At 69.9% G+C, this 19,450-nt stretch carries 20 protein-coding genes and 1 pseudogene; 8 read left to right on the forward strand and 13 right to left on the reverse strand.

The genetic code is table 11. The annotated features are described in order from the left end of the window. Nucleotides 1–81: 81 nt before the first annotated feature. From ACGF5G_RS22345 to ACGF5G_RS22365, 5 genes are all read right to left on the reverse strand, one after another. Entirely contained in the window at nucleotides 82–738 is a 657-nt protein-coding gene (locus tag ACGF5G_RS22345; RefSeq protein WP_393265621.1) for an SMI1/KNR4 family protein, read from the reverse strand. Between the two features lie 186 nt (nucleotides 739–924). After that, nucleotides 925–1,296: a hypothetical protein gene (locus ACGF5G_RS22350; RefSeq protein WP_393265624.1), complete on the reverse strand. Its 372-nt coding sequence runs from the start codon at nucleotides 1,294–1,296 to the stop codon at nucleotides 925–927. Between the two features lie 420 nt (nucleotides 1,297–1,716). Then, nucleotides 1,717–2,280: a dihydrofolate reductase family protein gene (locus ACGF5G_RS22355; RefSeq protein ID WP_393265625.1), complete on the reverse strand. Its 564-nt coding sequence runs from the start codon at nucleotides 2,278–2,280 to the stop codon at nucleotides 1,717–1,719. Beyond that, nucleotides 2,268–2,774, reverse strand: coding sequence for an SRPBCC domain-containing protein (locus ACGF5G_RS22360; RefSeq protein WP_393265627.1), 507 nt, complete (start codon nucleotides 2,772–2,774; stop codon nucleotides 2,268–2,270). The genes ACGF5G_RS22355 and ACGF5G_RS22360 overlap by 13 nt, the downstream gene beginning before the upstream one ends. Next, nucleotides 2,771–3,145: an ArsR/SmtB family transcription factor gene (locus ACGF5G_RS22365; protein WP_393265629.1), complete on the reverse strand. Its 375-nt coding sequence runs from the start codon at nucleotides 3,143–3,145 to the stop codon at nucleotides 2,771–2,773. The genes ACGF5G_RS22360 and ACGF5G_RS22365 overlap by 4 nt, the downstream gene beginning before the upstream one ends. 516 nt (nucleotides 3,146–3,661) lie before the next feature. Here ACGF5G_RS22365 and ACGF5G_RS22370 point away from each other — a divergent pair. Further along, entirely contained in the window at nucleotides 3,662–4,957 is a 1,296-nt protein-coding gene (locus ACGF5G_RS22370) for an MFS transporter (protein ID WP_393265631.1), read from the forward strand. A gap of 213 nt (nucleotides 4,958–5,170) precedes the next feature. On the opposite strand, the gene ACGF5G_RS22375 is transcribed toward ACGF5G_RS22370, so the two are convergent. After that, entirely contained in the window at nucleotides 5,171–6,715 is a 1,545-nt protein-coding gene (locus ACGF5G_RS22375) for a hypothetical protein (protein ID WP_393265633.1), read from the reverse strand. Nucleotides 6,716–6,851: 136 nt separating this feature from the next. Between ACGF5G_RS22375 and ACGF5G_RS22380 the strand changes: the two are divergent. Together ACGF5G_RS22380 and ACGF5G_RS22385 are read left to right on the forward strand one after the other, a co-directional pair. Beyond that, nucleotides 6,852–6,962 (forward strand): annotated as a pseudogene (locus ACGF5G_RS22380) (serine hydrolase); the annotation flags it as partial. A 92-nt stretch (nucleotides 6,963–7,054) separates the two neighbouring features. Continuing rightward, entirely contained in the window at nucleotides 7,055–7,729 is a 675-nt protein-coding gene (locus tag ACGF5G_RS22385; RefSeq protein WP_393265636.1) for a DUF6891 domain-containing protein, read from the forward strand. A gap of 174 nt (nucleotides 7,730–7,903) precedes the next feature. Here ACGF5G_RS22385 and ACGF5G_RS22390 read toward each other — a convergent pair whose 3' ends face one another. The 7 genes from ACGF5G_RS22390 to ACGF5G_RS22420 form a co-directional block, all read right to left on the reverse strand. Beyond that, a complete protein-coding gene (locus ACGF5G_RS22390) occupies nucleotides 7,904–9,211 on the reverse strand; it encodes a dihydroorotase (RefSeq protein ID WP_393266044.1) in 1,308 nt (435 codons plus the stop codon). A gap of 40 nt (nucleotides 9,212–9,251) precedes the next feature. Then, nucleotides 9,252–10,103: a hypothetical protein gene (locus ACGF5G_RS22395; RefSeq protein WP_393265639.1), complete on the reverse strand. Its 852-nt coding sequence runs from the start codon at nucleotides 10,101–10,103 to the stop codon at nucleotides 9,252–9,254. Continuing rightward, on the reverse strand, nucleotides 10,097–11,395 hold the full coding sequence (locus ACGF5G_RS22400; protein WP_393265640.1) for a Zn-dependent hydrolase: 1,299 nt from the start codon (nucleotides 11,393–11,395) through the stop codon (nucleotides 10,097–10,099). The genes ACGF5G_RS22395 and ACGF5G_RS22400 overlap by 7 nt, the downstream gene beginning before the upstream one ends. Beyond that, nucleotides 11,392–11,865 (reverse strand): hypothetical protein, encoded by a 474-nt coding sequence (locus tag ACGF5G_RS22405; RefSeq protein ID WP_393265643.1) that lies wholly within the window; start codon nucleotides 11,863–11,865, stop codon nucleotides 11,392–11,394. Before ACGF5G_RS22405 ends, ACGF5G_RS22400 begins: the two co-directional genes overlap by 4 nt. A 115-nt stretch (nucleotides 11,866–11,980) precedes the next feature. Beyond that, complete coding sequence (locus tag ACGF5G_RS22410; protein WP_393265644.1) at nucleotides 11,981–12,604, reverse strand: orotate phosphoribosyltransferase; 624 nt, start codon at nucleotides 12,602–12,604, stop codon at nucleotides 11,981–11,983. After that, nucleotides 12,601–13,425, reverse strand: coding sequence for an IclR family transcriptional regulator (locus tag ACGF5G_RS22415; RefSeq protein ID WP_393265646.1), 825 nt, complete (start codon nucleotides 13,423–13,425; stop codon nucleotides 12,601–12,603). The genes ACGF5G_RS22410 and ACGF5G_RS22415 overlap by 4 nt, the downstream gene beginning before the upstream one ends. Nucleotides 13,426–13,454: 29 nt before the next feature. Continuing rightward, nucleotides 13,455–14,465: a dihydroorotate dehydrogenase gene (locus tag ACGF5G_RS22420; protein WP_393265649.1), complete on the reverse strand. Its 1,011-nt coding sequence runs from the start codon at nucleotides 14,463–14,465 to the stop codon at nucleotides 13,455–13,457. A gap of 450 nt (nucleotides 14,466–14,915) precedes the next feature. On the opposite strand from ACGF5G_RS22420, the gene ACGF5G_RS22425 reads away from it, so the two are divergent. The 5 genes from ACGF5G_RS22425 to ACGF5G_RS22445 all read left to right on the forward strand — a co-directional run bounded on the left by ACGF5G_RS22425 (nucleotide 14,916) and on the right by ACGF5G_RS22445 (nucleotide 19,428). Then, on the forward strand, nucleotides 14,916–15,923 hold the full coding sequence (locus tag ACGF5G_RS22425; protein WP_393265651.1) for a LacI family DNA-binding transcriptional regulator: 1,008 nt from the start codon (nucleotides 14,916–14,918) through the stop codon (nucleotides 15,921–15,923). After that, nucleotides 15,920–16,720 carry an ABC transporter ATP-binding protein gene (locus tag ACGF5G_RS22430; RefSeq protein ID WP_393265653.1) on the forward strand — a complete coding sequence of 267 codons (801 nt, stop codon included), beginning with the start codon at nucleotides 15,920–15,922 and terminating at the stop codon, nucleotides 16,718–16,720. Before ACGF5G_RS22425 ends, ACGF5G_RS22430 begins: the two co-directional genes overlap by 4 nt. 92 nt (nucleotides 16,721–16,812) lie before the next feature. Further along, a complete protein-coding gene (locus tag ACGF5G_RS22435) occupies nucleotides 16,813–17,568 on the forward strand; it encodes an ABC transporter permease (RefSeq protein ID WP_393265656.1) in 756 nt (251 codons plus the stop codon). A gap of 67 nt (nucleotides 17,569–17,635) precedes the next feature. Beyond that, the gene (locus ACGF5G_RS22440) at nucleotides 17,636–18,652 is read left to right on the forward strand and encodes an ABC transporter substrate-binding protein (protein ID WP_393265658.1); all 1,017 of its coding nucleotides are present in this window, start codon (nucleotides 17,636–17,638) and stop codon (nucleotides 18,650–18,652) included. Further along, on the forward strand, nucleotides 18,649–19,428 hold the full coding sequence (locus ACGF5G_RS22445) for an ABC transporter permease (RefSeq protein ID WP_393265660.1): 780 nt from the start codon (nucleotides 18,649–18,651) through the stop codon (nucleotides 19,426–19,428). Before ACGF5G_RS22440 ends, ACGF5G_RS22445 begins: the two co-directional genes overlap by 4 nt. The last annotated feature ends 22 nt before the right edge of the window (nucleotides 19,429–19,450 follow it).

Below are 19,450 nucleotides of genomic sequence, written 5' to 3' on the forward strand. Positions count from 1 at the left end.
GGAACGCCGCGACGACATCCACGAAGCCTTCCTCGGCCTCGCCACCTGCATCATCACGTACCGACACGTCGCACGACTTTGTTAGGACCTCTTAGGAGGGGGCTGGCGAAGTCTCCCTGAGCGACATGCCCAGACCATGGCGGGGCTGCCGAGTTCCTCGATCCAGTCCGGCGGTTCGGTTGCGGTGAATGCCTGGGTCATTGCGGTCAGCCATGCTGCGAACGAGGGGAATTCCGGCACTGCGTCGTCGGGATCCTCCCAGGCGTAACCGTCGAGGTAACGGACGCGGGGCTCGTCTTCATGGTGGTAGTAGACCGGGTACTCGCCGTTGGCGTCCGGCCGGGTCACGTCGAAGCACCACACTGCCTCGTCGTAGACGGTGTAGGCGAACCCGACGAGATGGTTGGTCGACAGGTAGCGGCCGGGTTCGCGGCTGACGTGTTCCGGAAGGTGTACCCATGTCTGGTTGAGCGGGACCATCTCCTCCTCGTTGACGATCACGAATTCTGGATCGTTGTCGCCGACGGTCCGGCGGCACGACAACCGGTTGTGCTCGGCGAGGAACGCGCGATAGCTCGGCGGCGCCGACCACCTCACCGACCCGAAATGCGGTTCGAGACCGTTCTCACGGGTGCGGATCGCCTGCTCGCTGGCCGGCGGGGAGGCGGAGAGCTGGAGCATGCCGGCAGCAGCGGCTTGCCGTAGAGCCTCAAGGTTGGCGTGCGGTTCGGTGATCACCCGTACGAAATTAGGGGTCGGGCACAAGCGCTGTGCTGTCCTGTCCGTCGCGGCCGAGCAGGTCAGCTACGGCTTGTAGCCCGCTACCGCCCCAGTCATGCTCTGTAGCGCACGGAATGCGACATGGTGTGAGTATGTCTGCTGTGTCGGCATTTGCTGGAGGCCGCCCGGGGTGGTGGGGGTGTGTCAGGCCGCAACGGTGATCGACGCGGTTCGGTTCGGCGAAGTCAGGTCGTACACGCCATCGGCGTCGATCAGCAGCGTGTCGGTCAGCCTCGCCAACTCCATCAGCCGGGTCAGGTCGGCGTTCGAGCGCCCGAATCGTGACACCTCCAGGCCGAACACCGCCCCGACCTCGCCCCTGCACAACTTCGCGACGATCCCCGACCAGGGGCCGGCCCTCGACGGTGCAGGGTTCCTCAGCTGGTGCCGCAACGTGGGGGACGTGCCCAGCCGCCTGATCGTGCAGTCCAACCCGGCGCAGCGGATCGACGTGCGGCCCAGCACCGCCGACCGCTCGCCGTCGCCGCAGTGGTCGATGGCCAGCTCGGCCGGCATCCACCTCACCATCTCCGTGGACCGAACCTGCCCGGGGCGGGTTCCCAGACGTGGTCGGGAGCCATCCGGTCATGCCGCCGATCGTGCGCGGTGGTGGTGCCTCCGTCACCCTCGGTAGCCTTGACCTCGGCCTGCCCGGCTGCGAGGACGTCCGGACGTGCCGATGAGCGGTTGCGTCGGGAGCGGTCGACGAGCGTGCGGCCGGCATGCCGACGGATAGACGAAGGCGGGTAGTTCTCGGGGCGTTCCCCGGGCTGAGGTTCGCTGTCGCCACCGTCGTCCCGACGCGGCGGTTGGCGTCTCCGCACACTGCGACTTGACGCAACCCGAGTTCGTGATGGGCGACCTCATCCGGCCGAATCAGTCGTCAGCGCTCCGCCTGTCATGCAAGCGCCGCCGGCGATCGGACAGGGCTGTCGTTCACTGCCCGAGAGGGCGGTAGCGGAGGTGCACGACGCCGTTTCGGAATCGGCGCTCATCGAGGAGCTCAAGGTCGGCGCGCATGCTGGTCGGCAGTCCTGGCTTGCCCCCGCCGACGACGATGGGCAGGATGAACAGCTGGCACTCGTCGACCAGCCCGGCCTTGAAAGCCTGCGTCGCGAGGTCGGCGCCTCCGACGGTGAGATCGCTGCTGGCCGTGGCCTTCAGTTCGTGTACCGCGGCGGGGTCGAAACGGCGTTCGAGTCGAGTGTCGGCAGTTGACACCGCGGCGAGGGTCGTGGAGTAGACGACTTTGCTCGCCGCCTGCCAGGCGTTCGCGAAGTCGGCCATGAGGTCGGACCGCGCGGCCAGAGTGGCGTCGGTCTCCCAGACGGCCATCGACTCGTACAGGCGCCGCCCGTAGAGAAACGTGCCCACAGACCGCAGGAGGTCGGTGGTGAACGCGAATACCTCGTCGTCGACTGGGAGCCAGGCGAACGCGCCGCGTTCGTCCTCGATGTAGCCGTCAAGCGACACGTTCGTCACGTAAATCAGCTTTCCCATGCCTCTACCTCTCGATGATCAGCTGCAACAGCCTGGACATTCGTCAGCGTGGCGTCCAGCTTGGTGAACGCTTGGCGCCAACCCTCCTCGCTGGGGTGCGCCAGATGTTCGGGGAGCCACTGGCGGATCTCCAGTCGTGTCCGTCCGTCAGCCTCGTCGTAGAACTCGACCCGCAGTCTCGTCTCGAACGGCTCGATGTCCTCCTGTAGCCGGCCACTGACGTGCATGACGCCTTCGAGTAGTTTGCCGTCGGCGACGTCGGTGAGGTCGACGTGGATGTGCACGCGAAGCTCGGGTTCGGCTGCATTGACCTCCGTCCACCGTTGAAAGCCGCCGGGGCGCACGTCGAACTCAATCTCATCGCGCGGCAGTGAGTTGCCGATCGGGCCCCACCACGCCGCCATGTGGTCGGGATCGGTGAAGGCTCGGTAGACGAGCTCCCGCGGCGCGTCGAACACACGCGAGATGACGAGCTGCGGAGTTTCCGTTTTCATTCGAGCTCCCTGGGGTCGTCGACCATCCGGTCCGTTGCCCGTCCGGCGGCCTGCACCGCGGCGAGGTGGGCATCGAGGCGGGTGAGGGACGAGTCCCAGAGCCGCCGGTAGCGCTCGATCCAGTCGGCCGCCTCGCGCAGCGGGGCAGCCTCGAGGCGGCTGGCGCGCCACTTGCCCGACCGTGACCGCGAGATGAGTGCGGCGCGCTCGAGCACCTTCAGGTGCCGTGACACCGCCGGCATCGAGATGGACAGAGGAGCGGTGAGCTCTGTGACCGTGGCGTCGCGTTCGGCCAGCTCGGCGATGATCGCCCGTCGAGTCGGGTCGGCGAGCGCCGAGAACACCGCGCTGAGCTGATCGGTGCCAGCCATCGGAGGCTCCCTTCACTTAACCACCGTGTTAAACGTATTGGGACGCGAGTGATGTTGTCAACGGATGGGTCGCCGGGCCGGCTCGGTCCCGCCACCAGCGCTGACGTGTGGGCGAACAACCTGCGGCAAGACGGTGTCCGCAGCTGCCGCCGATCGTGCGCGCCGCCCGGCGGCGCAACCGCAACCGCCTGTAGCCGGTCCATTCGGGATAGGCACCCTGTCGTGCCGATGTGCGGACGTTCACGTCTCGGTCGTGCCTAGACGAGTGCGCCGAAGTCCGCTCCGCAGCCCGACCGTGGTCGTCTGCCACGCCGCCTTCTGCTCTTGAGAGAATGGTTCGATCGAGGCGCACTGAAAGCCGATCATTACGGTGTCCTTGCGCCACCCGCGCGTGAGCCACCGCCGCGTTCGACCCTGCGGGCTCGGACACCTCATCCGAGGGCGTCGTGGGGCCGAACGGCTTGGCGTCCTCGAACTGCTCCACGTTGATGTTGACCTCTTCCGGATGGGGGACCGATGCTGGCTCCGCTGCGGTATGGCGCGTTCCGATACCTCGCTGCTGGCCGGCTGGTCAACATGCTGGGCAACGGTGTCGCTCCCATCGCGCTGGCCTTCGCCGTGCTCGATCTGACCGGCTCGGTGCGCGACCTGGGCCTGGTGGTCGGCGCGAGATCGCTGATGACCGTGCTGTTCGTGCTCTTCGGTGGGGTGGCGGCCGACCGGATTCCGCGCCGGTTGGTGCTGGTCGGATCCAATGTGCTTGGTGCGCTGACCCAGGCGGCAGTGGCCGCCCTGGTGCTCACCGGCACGGCGACGATCCCGCTGTTGCTGGCGCTCGGTGCGGCCAACGGCATCGTCAGCGCGCTGTCCCAGCCAGCTTCGGCCGCCGCGACGCCGCAGACCGTGCCGCCGGAGCTGATTCAGCCGGCCAACGCGCTCATCCGGCTCGGCATCAACGCGGGCATGATCGGCGGCGCGGCGCTCGGTGGCCTCCTGGTGGCCGCCGTCGGGCCGGGGTGGGGCCTCGCCATCGACGCGCTCACCTTCGCTGTCGCGGCTCTCGCGTTTACCGGAGTCCGGGTCGCTGCGTCGCCGGCGAAGAGCACCCGCAGGAGCATCGTCGCTGACCTCCGGGAGGGCTGGACGGAATTCACCGCGCGGACCTGGGTCTGGGTGGTAGTGCTGGGCTTCATGATCCTCAACGCGGCTCTCGCTGGCGGCGTGAACGTGCTCGGCCCGGCCGTCGCGGACGAGACGATCGGCCGTAGCGCCTGGGGCGTGGTGCTGGCGGCGGAAACCGCCGGAATGGTCGTGGGCGGGTTGATCGCCCTGCGGATCCGGGTGCGTCGGCTGTTGCTGCTCGGGGTGGCCTGCATGTTCGCCGAGTCGTTTCTGCTGTTGGGGCTGGCCCTGGCGCCCACCGTCGTCGTGCTGGTGTCGGCCGGCGTGGCGGTCGGGATCGCCGTCGAACAGTTCGCGGTGGCCTGGGACACGTCGATTGCGCAGCACATCCCGGCCGACCGACTGGCCCGCGTCTACTCCTACGACATGTTGGGGTCCTGGGTCGCCGTCCCACTCGGCCAGATCGCGGTCGGACCGGTCGCAGCGGCGATCGGCACCCGCGACACGCTGCTGATCCTGGCGGCATCGGTGGTGCTCTCGGTCCTCGGCATGCTGGCCAGCCGGGACGTTCGCCGGCTGCAGGCGGTAGCCCCCGCCCGCGCTGCCGACGCAGCACAGACCGAGCCCGCCGACGGTGGGCCGAGCGACAGCCCTACCACGAAGCCCACCGAACCAGCCGCCCGCGCCTGACCCGGCGGTGGACTTCCTCGATGCCAGCCGCACCCTCAGTTCGAAGGGCAGGATTCGCCGACGCCATACACTGCGACTCACTCTCCTGCCGCCGACCGCGTGCTCCGCAGCGTCACGACAGCCGGATCAAGCCCCGCGCCCGGTCGTGCCGATGTTGGTGCGCGGTCGTGCAGCATGGCTGACGGAGTTGACGTCGCTTGCCGGATCGGAGGCTCAGTGCAGGGCGATGTGGGCTTCGGCGAGGAAGCGGTCGCGGTCGTCGCCGTGGGCGATTGCCGCGTTGTATACGGCGTTGATCGCGGCGACCAGCGGATCGTCATCCGCCAGAGCGATCAGGGCGGGGAACGCCGCGGCCTGCTGGAGCATCTCGGTGACGCCGCGTGTGCCGCACGCTCTCGGGTCTAGGCGGAGCGGGACGATGGTGTGCGGCATCTCGGGATCGGACAAGAGCCGTCTGAACGCGGCGGTGCCGCTCTGCTCTGTGAAGGTTCGGGGCAGTGGGCGGCCGGCCTCGGCGTCGGCGAGCGCGTCGGCGATCCATCCGATCTGCTCCAGCCCGGCCGCACGCATCGCGCGGCGGGCCGCCCAGCAGGCTGCCTCCCGCTGGCGGGCGGCGGGCAGCGCGTCGATGCGGTCGAGCATCGGGCGGTCGATCCGGGCCAGGGACCGCGCCTGGCTGAGGAGCCCGCGGACCCGGTCCGACGGCGGAGCACCTCCCCACTTCTCGGCGTCGCGCTCGGCCTGCAGGCGGCGGGTCTTCTCGGCCAGCGCGGTCGCCTCGGCGGCCTGCCCACGCAACGTCCCCATCCACGGATACGACCCGGCGGTGTCGAGCAGATGGTCCCAGATCAGGCCGAGGGCGCAGGCGTGCCGGCCCAGCACTCCCTCGTGCCGGAGGGTGAAGCCGTCGGGGCCGGACGTCAGCCGTACGGTACTCGGCTCGTCGTCCGGCAGCGTGGCCAGCGGACGAGGGAAGATCGGCTCGTCGGCGGTGGCCCACGACCATGTGAGAGTCTCGCCGTCGACCCGCTCCAGCCGGACCTCCAGGTCGCCGGCGGGCAGCACTCCCACCGAGACCTCGACCGGCGCGGGCCGGTAGCGGACCACCGCCACCCGGGACAGGCCGGTGTCGTCCTCGTACGGGTCAGGTGGGAGCGGCGGCAGGATGGCCGGACGGTCGGACGGGCGCGGTAGCAGTGACAGCATCGCCCGCTCGGCGGCCTTCGCCGGTTTCTGCTCCCAGTCGCGGCCTCCCGGGTCGGCCAGCACGGTGCGCCATGGCGTCTCCTCGGACACCGCCCAGATGTGCAGTTCGTGCCGCTCGGGTGGGTCGCCGTCGGTGCGTACGGTCTCGTGCAGGCGGTCGCGCGCGTGCACCCGCACCCGGATCAGCCCGCGCGGGACGGCGACGTCGGTAAGGGCCTCCGCGGTGCCGCCCATCAGGCCGACGACCGACAGCCGGCCGCTGGGACTCCAGAGGGTCGCCTCGCTGATCGCGTCCCAGCCGACGTCGGTCTCCGTGGGAGGCCCGGGCAAGACACGTACGCGTGCCTCGATCCAGCCGGTGTGTATGCCGCAGAAGCCGGTGAACCGGGTCGGCCCGCCGACGTGCAGCAGGTCGTCGCCGAGGGTGTAGATCTCCACGCCGGACGCGCCCGGCACGGCGGACACCTCGTATTGGCGGTAGCTGACGAACAGCCGCGCCCAGTCGGTCGCGAATGCCGGAGTTCGATGATCTGCGTCATGCAAATCGTCCACTCCCAGATCCTACGGCCGTCGTCATCGGACCCACGATGCACGACATCGATGGAAGTCCCTGCCGGCGCTGTCCGACAGGCCGGGCGGCCCCGCCGGTGCGCACAGCGTCCGTGACAGCATCCTGCTGGCGCAGCCGTTGATGTTGACCGAACGGGCGCGGACCGGCAAGGGCCCGAATGGAAGCGGCTACGGCTACGGCGTCTTCGTTGGTGAGCTCAACGGCCGGCGGTGGTGGCATCACAGCGGTCCGGTTGGACTCAGGCGATCGTCCGGCCGGTGGTGCTTGCCGCGTGCCGGTCTGGCTCAGGCCTGTCATAGGCCCGTGTAAAGATCGCCGCCGTGACTGGATGGGTGTACAACGATCGCCCTGAGGGCGTCAGGTTCCTGGCCGAGCGGATTGCGGAGCCGGGCCGTGGGGAGATCGAGGCCGAGATCTGGGACTGGGTCGTGCGTGGCCAGGATGACGCCGACGAGTTCGTGGATTTCTTTGACGAGGACGAGCAGCGCCACGGCGCCACCGACGAGGAACTCAGGGCGGCGTACGAAAAGGCTCTGGCCGCTCGGCGGGAGCAGCAGCGTGGGTGGGGCGAGGTGCGGAGCAACCTCACCCGCGCCTTTGCCGATCTCAACGAGCTCGGCGTGTTGGCCAGGGAGAACTTCAGCTGCTGTGGCACCTGCGCGGCCGCTGAGATCCACGACGAGCGTGATGGTTCCCGGCACTGGCACGGGTACCTCTGGTACCACCAGCAGGACACGGAGTCGCTGCTCGCGAGCGAGGACGGCGAGGTCTACCTCGGCTACGGCGCCTATCCGCCGGCGGACTTCGACGAGGTCGCCTATTCGGCCCTGTCGGAGGCCGAACAGCAGGCCCGCTACCAGGCCGACCTGGAACGGCTACTGGACGAGATCGCCTTTCCGGTGCTTCGCAAGTACGGCATGCGGGTGGAGTGGAACCGCAAGCAGTCGAGGCGGATACGGGTGACCGGCGCCCAGTGGTATGCGCCATTGATCTGAGACCCACCCGCTCGCGTTCTTGGCTGGGTGCTGGTCGAACCGGCGGTGGTGATCGCCGATGGTGGGCGCGCCGGCAGGCGCTCGCCACGGCCACGCAACGAACCTCGCGGCCGTGGCGGCGGTCATCGCCACCCTGCTGGCATACCCTGACCACCACCATCCGATCTTTACCGGTCAGGCGCGGGTCGGGCCGCCCGCACCGGGGATGGCTGACCAGGCGAGCCTGCCGCCGATGATCGTGGCGGCAACCCGAGTCGAGAGCCGATGACCGGAGAACGGTGTGTTCCGGGCCAGGCTGGCCAGCCGGGCCGCGTCGACCGTCCAGTCGGCGTCGGTGGCGACCAGGCACAGCGTGGCGGGCATGCCTACCTGGAGCGGATTCCCGCCGCCGACAGCTGTTCGGCCGATCGCCGCGGATCGGATGGCCATCGCCTCGGCCAGGCGACGCCATGACATGAGGCCCGTGCGCACCATGGCCTCCGCGACGACCGGCAGCGCGGTCTCCAGTCCCAGCATGCCGGGTGGCGCCTCGCACCAGGGGCGGTTCTTGGTGGCGGCGGGGTGTGGCGCGTGATCGGTGGCGACCACGTCGATGACTCCCTCGGCGAGCGCTTCCCGCAGGGCCGTCACGTCCTGGGCGCTCCGCAGCGGCGGGTTGACCTTGTAGCGGGTGTCACCGGTGCGTACCAGTTCGTCGGTGAGGAGGAGATGGTGCGGGGTGACCTCCGCGGTGACTGGCCAGCCCCGCGACTTGGCCCAGCGGATTATCTCCACGCTGCCTCGCGTCGAGACATGGCAGATGTGCAGCGGGGTGTCGTCCGCGCCCGCCAGCACGCAGTCCCGGGCGATAATCGACTCTTCGGCGACGGCGGGCCATCCGGGCAGGCCCAACTCGTGGGCGACCGCGCCGTCGTTGGCCTGGGCGTTCGGGCTCAGCGGCGAGGACTGGGCGTGCTGGGCGACGAACCCGCCGACGTCGGCCGCCCGGCGCAGCGCCTGCCGCATCAACGCGGGGTCCTCCACACACCGGCCGTCGTCGGAGAACATCCGGGTGCGGGCGGCCGAGGCGGCCATCGCCTCGATCGGTGTCAGCGTGGTGCCGTCGAGGCCGACGGTGACCGCGCCCACGGGCCGTACCTGGCAGTGTGCGGTGCGTTCGGCCACCTCGGCGACGTACTCCACGCGTCGCGGATCGTCCGCCACCGGCTGGGTGTTCGCCATGGCGAACACCGTCGCGTAGCCGCCCTTGGCCGCCGCGAGCGTGCCGGTGGCGATCGTCTCCGCGTCCTCCGCACCGGGTTGACGCAGGTGGGTGTGCAGGTCGGTGAACGCTGGCAGAGCGATCAGGCCGTGGCAGTCGATGCTGTGGACGGCGGGTCCCTGCCCGGCGGGATCGAGCGCGGCGATCCGGCCGTTGTCGATCAGCAGGTCCACCGGTTCCTCGCCGTAGGGTCGTACGCCTCGCAGCACGGTGGGTGGCAGCAGCGGTTGCCGGGACAGCGGCCGCGGGTTCCAGCCGGGTTCAGTCATCCGCGGATCCCCACCTGAACACCGGCCCGTCCAGGCACACCAGGGGAGCCTCGGTCCCCACGCTCCGTTGTCCCGAGGAGCAACCGTGGCAGTATCCGAGGCCGCACGCCATGTGCGCCTCGACGGACACCTGCACCTCCGCATTCCACCGTTTCCCGAGGTCGGCGGCGAGATCGGTCAGCCGTTGCGAGCCGCAGGTGAGGAGGAGCTGCGGAGGATCGGCGTCCAGCGTCGAGGTGAGCAGCGTGGACAGGAAGTCCGGCTCGCTGGTCCCGTCCGCGTCGGTGACCTGGTGCAGGTGCTCGACACCGCCCCGGCGCAGGACGTCGGCGCCGATCAGCGCACCGGGATGGCGGGCACTGATGACGGCGACGGTCGTACCGCCACGGCGGGCGTTGACCGCGGCGACCGTGGTGAGCGAACAGGTGCCGATGCCCCGGCCGAGCAGCAGTACCCGGCTGGTCGCGGGGGAGAGGTGAAACCCCTGCCCGAGCGGACCGGTCGCGAGCATGGTCTCGCCGACGGTGAAGGTGGCGAGCCGGCGCGTACCGCCGCCGACGACGCCGTACACCACGTCGAACGTGCCGTGTTCGGGTGCGGTGTCGTAGATCGCCATTGGCCGCGGCAGGACGGGGGCGGTTTCGTCGGCGCGCGCCGCCGTGAGCATCACGAACTGGCCGGGTTGGGCGCGGGTGGCGATGGTCGGGGCGTGCAGGCGGAGGAACCGGTACCGGTCGCCGACCGGTTCGTGGCGCAGGACTGGCGCGTGGTGCCAGGTGGGTGGGGGCCGGTGCGCGGGCGGCAGGTCGAGCGGGACGAGCCGTCCGCTGGTCGTGTTCAGCATGCCTCCTCCGCCGGGGATGTTCTGGTCAGTTCGTGATCGAGGGCGAGCAGGCTGCGGGCGAGCAGGTCGGTTCCGGCGGCGAGATCCGCGCTGCTTGTCCACTCCTCGGGGACGTGACTCAGCCCGGCCCGGCTCGGCACGAAGATCATTCCTGCGGGCACCACCTTGTTGATCATCTGGCTGTCGTGGCTGGCGCCGCTGGGCAGGACCCGGTACGCCGTCCCCGTGGCGGTGCAGGTCTCGGCGATCCGGCGGCGCAGCCAGATCGGCAGCACCACCGGGGAGGCGTCGCCGAGCAACTCGATGTCCAGGCTCACCCCGCGTCGCTCGCAGATGGCGCGGGCGCCGTGGATCAGCTCGGTCGCTGTCGACCGCTGCCGGTCGCTGTCCACGTCGCGGATGTCCACGTAGAGCCGAGCCTCGCCGGGGATCGTGGTGATCGAGCCCGGTTCGAGTTCCAGCCGGCCGACCGTGGCCCGGGTGCCGTGGTGCCTGGGGTCGGTTGCGATGCTCTCGGCGAGGAGGGTGATCTCCGCCGCGGCCGTCATGGCGTCGGCCCGCTGGTGCATCGGCGTCCCGCCGGTGTGCGAGGCGCGGCCGTGCAGGTCGAGGCGGAACCGGGTGCTGCCGGAGATGAGGTCGACGATGCCGATCGGCACGCCCTGGGCTTCGAGCACGCCACCCTGCTCGATGTGCAGCTCCACGAACGCTGCCCAGTCGTCCGCGCGCCAGCGCGCTTCCTCGACGCGGCTCGGGTCGAGACCGACAGCCTGCATGGCCTCGGCGAGACTCACTCCGTGGACGTCCCGCCGGTCGGCCAGATCGGGCGAGTTCAGCAGGCCCGCCGCGATCCGGCTACCGGTGCACGCCTGGCCGAACCGCGCGCCCTCCTCACCGGCGAACGCCACGAACCTGATCGGGTGGCTGTGCCGTACGTCCGCCTCGACGATAAGCCGGGCGACCTCCATGGCGGCCACCACCCCGGCGATGCCGTCGAACCGTCCGGCCCGCGGCACGCTGTCCAGGTGGGAGCCGGTGCCGACGGCGGGGGCGGGTCCGGCATCGCCGGGCCGTTCGGCGTAGCTGTTGCCCGCCGCGTCGGTCCAGGTTCGCAGGCCCAGCGCGGAGAGCTGGTCGGTGAACATCCGGTGCGCCGCGCGTTCCAACGGGGTGTACGCGAGTCGCGTCACGCCGTTGGTGCTCTCGCTGATCTCGGCGAACTTCGCCAGCAGGTCGGCCAACCGGCTGGCGTCGGCCAGGGGCAGGGCGACGTCGACGGTGTCCAGGCTCATCGGTGTGTCCGCGAGATGGCTGCGGCGGTGACGACCGGGGTGCCGTCGACCGCTGCCAGGACCGCGTCGGTGACGGGTAGCGCCGCCGCGACCGCCACCACCTCGGCGTGGGCGTGGGCGAGCAGGAGTCGGAGCGCCGGCAGCGCCGACATGTCGTGCCAGGAGGCGGCGAGAAGCGCGACGCGTGCTCCGGGGGGCGGGGGCGGGCTCAGCGAGAGCAGCCCGGAGTCTTCGTAGATGCGTACGGTGGGGAGGTCCAGCTCCCGGGAGACGACGTGGGCCAGCACGCCGTCGTCGAGGTTGTTCCGCACGACCACCACCGTCGGGGCGTACGGCCGCAGCGCGTCGGCGATCGCCGTGCTGACGAGTTCGACGGCCGCCGCGGCACCGGCACGGTCGGCGGTGACCGCCTGGTGGAGTTCGTCGACAGCGGCGGCGAGCTGGCTTGCCGGTGTTGGGTGTGTGTTCATGGCGTTCGTGGCGCGGTGACCCTCGGCGTTGGCCATGGGGAGGAGGCGCCGTCCCCCTTTCAGGAACCAGTGGACTGACAGCGGTCGGAGTTCAGGCGAAGCGGTGGAACCTGGGTCACGCTGGTTGTACGTCGACTGCGCCCTGGCGGTCCCGGACTCGTGGCTGATCGGGGATGTGCAGGTCCGCCGGGGTGAACAGGGCCCGGACGGGGCAGCGGGCCGCGGCCTCGCCCTGGCCGCCGCTGCGGTCGACGGCCGCCAGTACGGCGGGCACCACCGCGCCGTGGTCCCGAAGCGCGTGGACGGCGGTGGTGGCGCGTGAGCCGGACATGATCACGTCCTCGACGAGGACGACACGCTCGCCCGCGTGCAGTTCTCCCTCGATTTGCGTCGGGTGGTCGCCGGCAGCAGGGGTGGGGACCACCGCGAAGGGCAGACCGGTCTCCAGGGACAGGGCGGTGACGAGCGGTGCCACCTCTGCCCGGCCGGCCAGCCGGTCCGTTGTGGCGTCCAACAGGTCGGCCATCAGGGCGGCCATCCGCCGTAGGATCGTCGGGCGGGTTTCGAACAAGAAGACATCTATGTACACGTCGACCGGGCCGGCCGGTGCGAGGGTGAACTCGCCGGGCAGGCACGCCGCGGCGCGCAGATCGCGGGCAAGCTCCAGCCAACGTTGGTGACGGTTCTGGAAGGCGGTCGTGTCGCCGGTGCCGATGGTGCTGGGGGCGGCTCTGGTCATGGGGTCCCTCGAAAGGTCGCGGTTTTGTCCGTCTGGTCGGCTTCGGTGATCGGCGGTGACGGGGTGAACTCGTTGCCGTAGCCGAGTTCGGCGCTGAGCCGGGCCGCCGTGGCGAGCACCAGATGAGTCGCCCGGGCCCGGGCGACTGGATCACGCATCCGGTCGGCGGCCGCGGCGAGCGTGATGCTCGCGCAGGTCGCGCCGGTGGACGAGCGAACGGGCGCGGCCACCGCCCACACGCCTCGGTCCAGTTCGTCGTCGCAGACGTCGTAGCCTCGGGCCCGGACGACCGCGAGGTGTTCGATCACGGCGTCCGGGGTGGCCGGGGTGTCCGGGGTGAACGCGGTGAGCGGCCGTTCCGCGAGCAGCGCGCGGACGATGTCGGTGTCCATGTCGGCGAGGAGAGCGCGGGCGGACGCCGCCGCGTGCAGCGGCATCTCCTGGCCGATCCTTACGAACAGCCGCAGCGGGTGCACGCTCTCGATGAGAGCGATGCAGACCACCCGGTTGCCGACCAGTTCGGCGAGGAACACCGTCTCCCCGGACTCGGCGGCCGCGGCGAGCACCGCGGGGTGCGGGGCGACCAGTGTGGAGGTACGGCGGCTGTTCTGCTCGGCCAGTTGACGGGCGGCGGGGCCGAGGAAGTAACGGCGGTTGACCGGGGATCGGGTGACGAACTCCTGTTCGGCCAGGACCGCCAGTAGCCGGTGCGCGCTGCCGAGCGGGATGTCGAGCGTCTCGTGTAGGTCCTTCATGCTCATCCCGTCGCCGTGACGGGCGAGGGTCCGCAGTATCTCCAGCGCTCTGACGACCGGTTGCACGCTGTCTCCTTCGAATTGGCTCGGCGGGCTCAGACCCGTAGTGAGCCGACGACTTCCGAGACGGACATGGTGCCCGATGCGGCCAGCAGCGGCCCGAGCTCCCGCACGATCTCCGCCATGGCGTACGGGCGGGCGAAGTTGGCCGTCCCGACCTGGACTGCGCTCGCCCCAGCGAGGAGGAATTCCAGGACGTCCCGCGCCGAGCTGATGCCGCCGCAGCCGATGATCGGGATGTCGACCGCGCGGGCGGCCTGCCAGACCAGGCGCAGCGCGATCGGTTTCACCGCGGGCCCGGACAGTCCACCGACGCCGTTGCCGAGTACGGCCGTACGGCGGGTGGCGTCCACGCTCATTGCCGGGAAGGTGTTGGCCACCGTGATGGCCGTGGCGCCGGCGCGCTCCGCGGCGCGGGCGATGTCCACGATCGACGTCACGTTCGGGGTGAGTTTGACGAACACCGGTACGTGCGAGCGGGCCACCACACCGGACACGACCCGTTCGACCGTGGCCGCGTCGGTGCCGATGGCCAGGCCGCCGTGTTCGAGGTTGGGGCAGGAGACGTTCACCTCGAGCGCTGCGGCGCCGTGGCCGGCAAGTTGCTCCGCCGCCGTCCAGTACTCCGCCACGGTCAGCCCGCCGACGCTGATGATGGTGGGCACGTCGGTGGCGAGGTACCGGGGGAGTACGCGGGAGCGGAACTCGTCGACACCAGGGCTGGGGATGCCGACGCTGTTGAGCATTCCGTCTGGAGTCTCGGTGATGCGGTGTGCGGGATTGCCGGAGCGCACCGCGGCGAAGACGGTCTTCGTGACCAGGGCGCCCAGCTCGTCCAGCGGCACCAGGGTGCCGAGCTCCGGGCCGAAACAGCCGGACGCGGGCATGACCGGGTTGCTCAGCCTGATGTCACCGAGAGTGACGGATAAATCGATGCTGGTTCGTTGTTCCTGGGTCCAGAACCGAGCTCTCGAGTCGGTCTCGCCGCCCGGGATGGCGACTGAAATACCCGAGTTGTCGGTTGAGGCATGCAGTCTCGTTTCCACGACGCGGATGTACCTCTTCCGTCTGGGAAGAGTCGACTATGCGTCACCGGCCGTGGTTCGTCAAGGGGTGGAAACCGCTGTCCCGAGAAGCGCCAGAGCTTTCGCATCGCTCTGAGAGGCGGCGCGTTTCAGCATGTGGAAGGCGATGTGGTCAAGCGCTGTTCGCTAGCCGTGAGGCGAGCTTCCCGTCGGAGGGCTTCCGCTCTCCGGCTACTCAGCGCAGTTTCCGGGACCGCTGACCCGGTCTGGAGGGCGGGCTCCAGAGTGCCGTGAGTGCCCAGGCGGCCGGGGCGGCTTCCGACTGGCCGAAGTTACGTTTCTGTTTCGCCGGGCGACGGCCACGCGTGCCGGTGACGCCAGCGAGCGTTGGCCGGGGCCGAGGTTATCAACACGTATTGACTACCCCATGTGATGGACGTATCTTCGGCTCTCCTTCCCCCGGAGGTGTTCATGAAGGTGACTCGAGCCGATGTGGCCAGGCGGGCGCAGACCTCGCCGTCGGTGGTCAGCTATGTGCTCAACGGCGGTCCACGCCCGGTCGCACCGGCCACCCGGGCCCGGGTCGAGGCAGCCATCCGGGACCTCGGGTACCGCCCGAACCGCGTGGCCCAGGCGCTCCGCCGTACCCGCAGCGGCTTCCTCGGCCTGTTGATGCCGGACGGCGGCAACCCCTTCTTCGCCGAGCTGGCCAACGCCATCGAGACCGAGGCGGCACGCCGCGGAAAGCTGCTGTTCCTGCTGCACTCCGACGGCGGCGAGGAGGGCGAGCGACTCGCCGCCATGGGGGACGTCCGGGCCGAGGGGGTGCTGTGGGTGCCGCACCACGAGAGCCCGTCGACCGCATCCGCCCTGGCCAACTCGCCGTGCCCGGTGGTGGTCCTCGACCGGGTGCCGGCCGATGCGGCGACCGGGTACGACTCGGTCGCGGTGGATCACCATCAGGGCGCCCGGCAGGCCACCAGCCATCTGGTCGAGCACGGCTTCCGGCAGGTGTCGTGCCTGTCCGGCCCGAGCGAGACCATCGTCGGCCGCGACCGGACGTCCGGTTGGCGGCAGGCGCTGGCCGACCACGGCATCACCGAAGGTGTGTGGGAGGTACCGGCGGACTTCACGCCGGAGGGCGGACGGGCGGCCGGGAACGAACTGCTCGACCGGTTGACCTTCCCGGCCGCCGTCTTCGTCGCCTCGGACCGGCAGGCGCTCGGCCTGCTGCGCGCCGTGCGCGAACGGGGGCTCGACGTCCCGCGGGACATCGCCATCGTGTCCTTCGACGGTACGGACGTCAGCGCCTACACCACGCCACCGCTGTCCACCATGCGGCAGCCCCTGCCGGCGCTCGCGGCCGGCGCTCTGACGCTTCTCGAGGAGCGAATACGCGACCCGTACCGACCGGCGCGGCACATCGCCCTGCCCGCCGAGCCCGTCTTCCGAACAAGTTGTGGATGTGGACAGCCATGAGTGTGCCAACCGGAAACCCCACCGCCGAACGCCGTTCCCCAGAGGCCGCGCAGGGAACCCTGCTGCGGTTGTCGCAGATCACCAAGGAGTACCGGTCCGACCGGGGCAAGGTGGTGCGCGCGCTCCACGAGGTGTCGCTCGACGTGCGGCAGGGCGAGATCCTCGCCATCATCGGCGCGTCCGGCTGCGGCAAGTCCACCCTGCTGCGGATCATGGCGGGCCTCGACACCATCACCTCCGGGCAGACGGAGTGGTCACGCCGGCCGACACCCGGCCGGGACATCGGTTACGTCTTCCAGGAGCCCGTCCTGCTGCCCTGGCGCAGCGTCTTGCGTAACGCCTGCATCGCGCCGGAGACGTTGAAGGAACCGCGGCAGCGGTACGAGCCCCGGGTGCGCGAACTGCTGAGCCTGGTGGGACTGACCGAATTCGCCGACGCGCTGCCGCGCGAACTCTCCGGTGGGATGCGGCAGCGGACCTCGATCGTGCGGGCGCTGGCCCACGATCCGATGCTGTTGCTGATGGATGAGCCCTTCGGCGCACTCGACCAGATCACCCGGGAGAAGCTGCACGACGATCTGCTCAACATCTGGACCGCGACCGGCAAGACCATCGTGTTCGTGACGCACAGCGTCGACGAGGCCACCTACCTCGCCGACCGGGTGGTCGTGCTCTCACCCCGCCCCGGTCGGGTACGCGCGATCCACGACGTGCCCCTGCCCCGCCCCCGGGACGCGCGGACAAAGCTCGATCCGCGCTTCGCGGAGTTCCAGGCCATGCTGCGGGGGGAGCTGTGACGGTTCAGACCTCGACACCCGAGCCGGCGGCACCGCCCGTCGCGCCGCCGCCGGCACCGGTTGGTACGTCGCGACGGGGCCGCCTGCGGTTCGTGGTCAAGCCCTTCGCGGCGCTGCTGTACGTCCTCGTGATCGTCGGCGCCTGGGGCGCGTACCAGGCGGTGGCGGACGTCCCACGGTATCTGCTCGCCAGCCCGACCGAGGTCGGATCGCAACTGCTGGACCTCGCGCGGACCGGAACGCTGTGGACCCACCTGGTGTACACGGTCCGTAACATCGGTGTCGGCTTCGCGATCGGGGCGGTGATCGGCGCCGCGCTGGGAGTGGCCGTCTCCCGGTCCCAGGTCGTCGACGCGATGCTCTCCCCGTTCCTGATCGTGTTCCAGGCGATGCCGAAGATCGCGCTCGCGCCCATGTTCGTGCTCTGGTTCGGCCTCGGCCTGACCAGCCAGTTCGTGCTCATCGTGAGCCTGTCCTTCTTCCCGATCCTGGTCGGTACCGCCACGGGGCTGCGGCAGGTGAACCCGGGCTACCGGGACCTCGCCACCATCGTCGGGCTGAACCCGGTAGCCCGACTGTTCCGCATCGACATCCGGGCAGCGTCACCGTCGATCTTCGCCGCCGCCCGGGTGGCCGCCGTCGACGCCATGACCGGAGCGGTCCTCGCCGAGTGGATCTCTTCAAGCCAGGGACTCGGCTACCTCCTGGTCGAGGCCAACTCCTCCTACCAGGTCCCCATGCTGATGGCCTCGATCGTGGTGATCGTGGCTGTCGGACTCGCCCTCTACCAACTGGTCTCCTTCGTGGAGGCCCGCGCCCTGCGGTGGCGCGATCCCGTCACGGCCTGACCACACGACCTGTCCGTCGTAGGCCGACCCCCATCGAACTGGAATACGAGGTACACCCATGCGCTCCATGACCCGTAGATCCCTCCTTGCCGGTATCGCCGCCAGCACCGTCATCGCCCTCACCGCCGGCTGCGGCGGCGTCGATGCCTCCAGCGGCGGCAGCGACGGTGGCACGACCAAGGTCAGCATCCAGATCGACGGCGCCGCCGCCCCCTACTACGCGCCGCTGTACTGGGCCAAGGAACAGGGCTACTTCACCAAGCAGAACCTCGACGTCGAATTCCTGTACGCCGACGCCGCGACCATCACCAAGAACGTGGCCGCCAACAACGTCCAGTTCGGCTTCCCGAACGCCGACAGTGTGATCCAGGCGGTGGCCAACGGCGTGCCGGACCTCGTCGTGCACACCACGTACCAGCAGGGCATCGGCGCGCTGCTCACCCTCGCCGACTCCGGCATCACCAACCCGGCCGACCTGAAGGGCAAGACGGTCGCGGTGACCAGCCTCGGCTCCCCGAACTACGTCCAGCTGACGGCGATCGCCGCCTCGGCGGGCCTGGACGTGAAGAAGGACCTGACGGTCAAGGTCGTCGGTACCGGCGCCATCGTCTCGGCACTGCAGAACAAGCAGGTCGACGCGATCGTCTTCTCGCGGCTGCGCTACTACACCCTGCAGGCCGCCGGGGTGCAGGTCACCCAGATCCTGTCCAACCAGTACCTCCCGTCGTTCGGCAACGTCGTGATCACCGGCCAGCAGTTCGCCAAGGAGAACCCGAAGGCCGTCACCGGATTCACCACCGCGCTGAACGCCGCGCTGCAGGACCTCATCGACGGCAAGCTGCCGCAGGCCGTCGAGATGTCCGTCCAGAAGTACGCCACCAGCTTCGCCGGCCAGGAAAAGTCGGTCACCCAGGTGATGCAGGAAGTCTTCGTCAAGGACCTGTGGCAGAGCGACGCCACCAGGGCGCACGGGCTCGGCTACGGCGACCCGGTGGCCTGGCAGAACGCCGTGGACGCGCAGAAGAAGTACGGCCTGATCCAGGGCGACGTGCGGGCGTCCGACTTCGTGAAGGCCACCTCGTGACCGAGCAGCGACTCGGCAGGCTACCGCGCGCCGTGCTCGGCACGGCGTCGGTAGCGGCCTTCCTGCTGGCCTGGCAGGGCTACGTCCACCTCGCGCACGTGCCCACATACACCCTCCCCGGCCCGATCGAGATCGTGACGCACACCTGGCGGATGCTCACCGGCGAGCAGTTGCTCGTCCACCTCCGGGTGACCGGTGCCGAACTGCTGCAGGGGGTGGCGATCGGATTGACGGTCGGCGTGCTCGCCGGGGTGGCGATGTCCCGATGGCGCTGGCTGGAACGAGCGGCCATGCCGCTGCTGGTGTTCATCCAGATCACCCCGAAGATCGCGATCGCACCGCTCCTGGTGCTGTGGCTCGGGCTCGGCGTGACCAGCAAGATCACCCTGGTCGCACTGGTCACGTTCTTCCCGGTGCTGGTCAACACGCTGGCCGGGCTGCGCGGCATCGGTACGAACTACCGCCACCTGTGTCAGGTGCTCGCGCTCTCCGGCCCACGGCGGTTCTTCCGGCTCGAACTGCCGATGACCCTGCCGCACATCGTGGTCGGGCTCCGCCTCGGTGCGCTGGCCGGGGTCACCGCCGCAGTGATCGGCGAGTTGATCGGCGCCCAGGGCGGGCTCGGATACCTGGTCGCGCAGAGCCAGGAGACCGACAACATCCCGCAGGCAATGGTCGGGCTGCTGCTGCTGAGCCTGCTCGGGCTGGCCTCCTGGTCCGGTATCGGCGCCGTCGCCGGCTGGCTCCGCTCCCGGTTCGGTGTGACCGATGGCTGAGTCGCCGCGGAGCCGCCGTTGC

The sequence above is a fragment of the Micromonospora sp. NPDC047730 genome (genome assembly GCF_043204765.1).
Taxonomy (GTDB): domain Bacteria; phylum Actinomycetota; class Actinomycetes; order Mycobacteriales; family Micromonosporaceae; genus Micromonospora.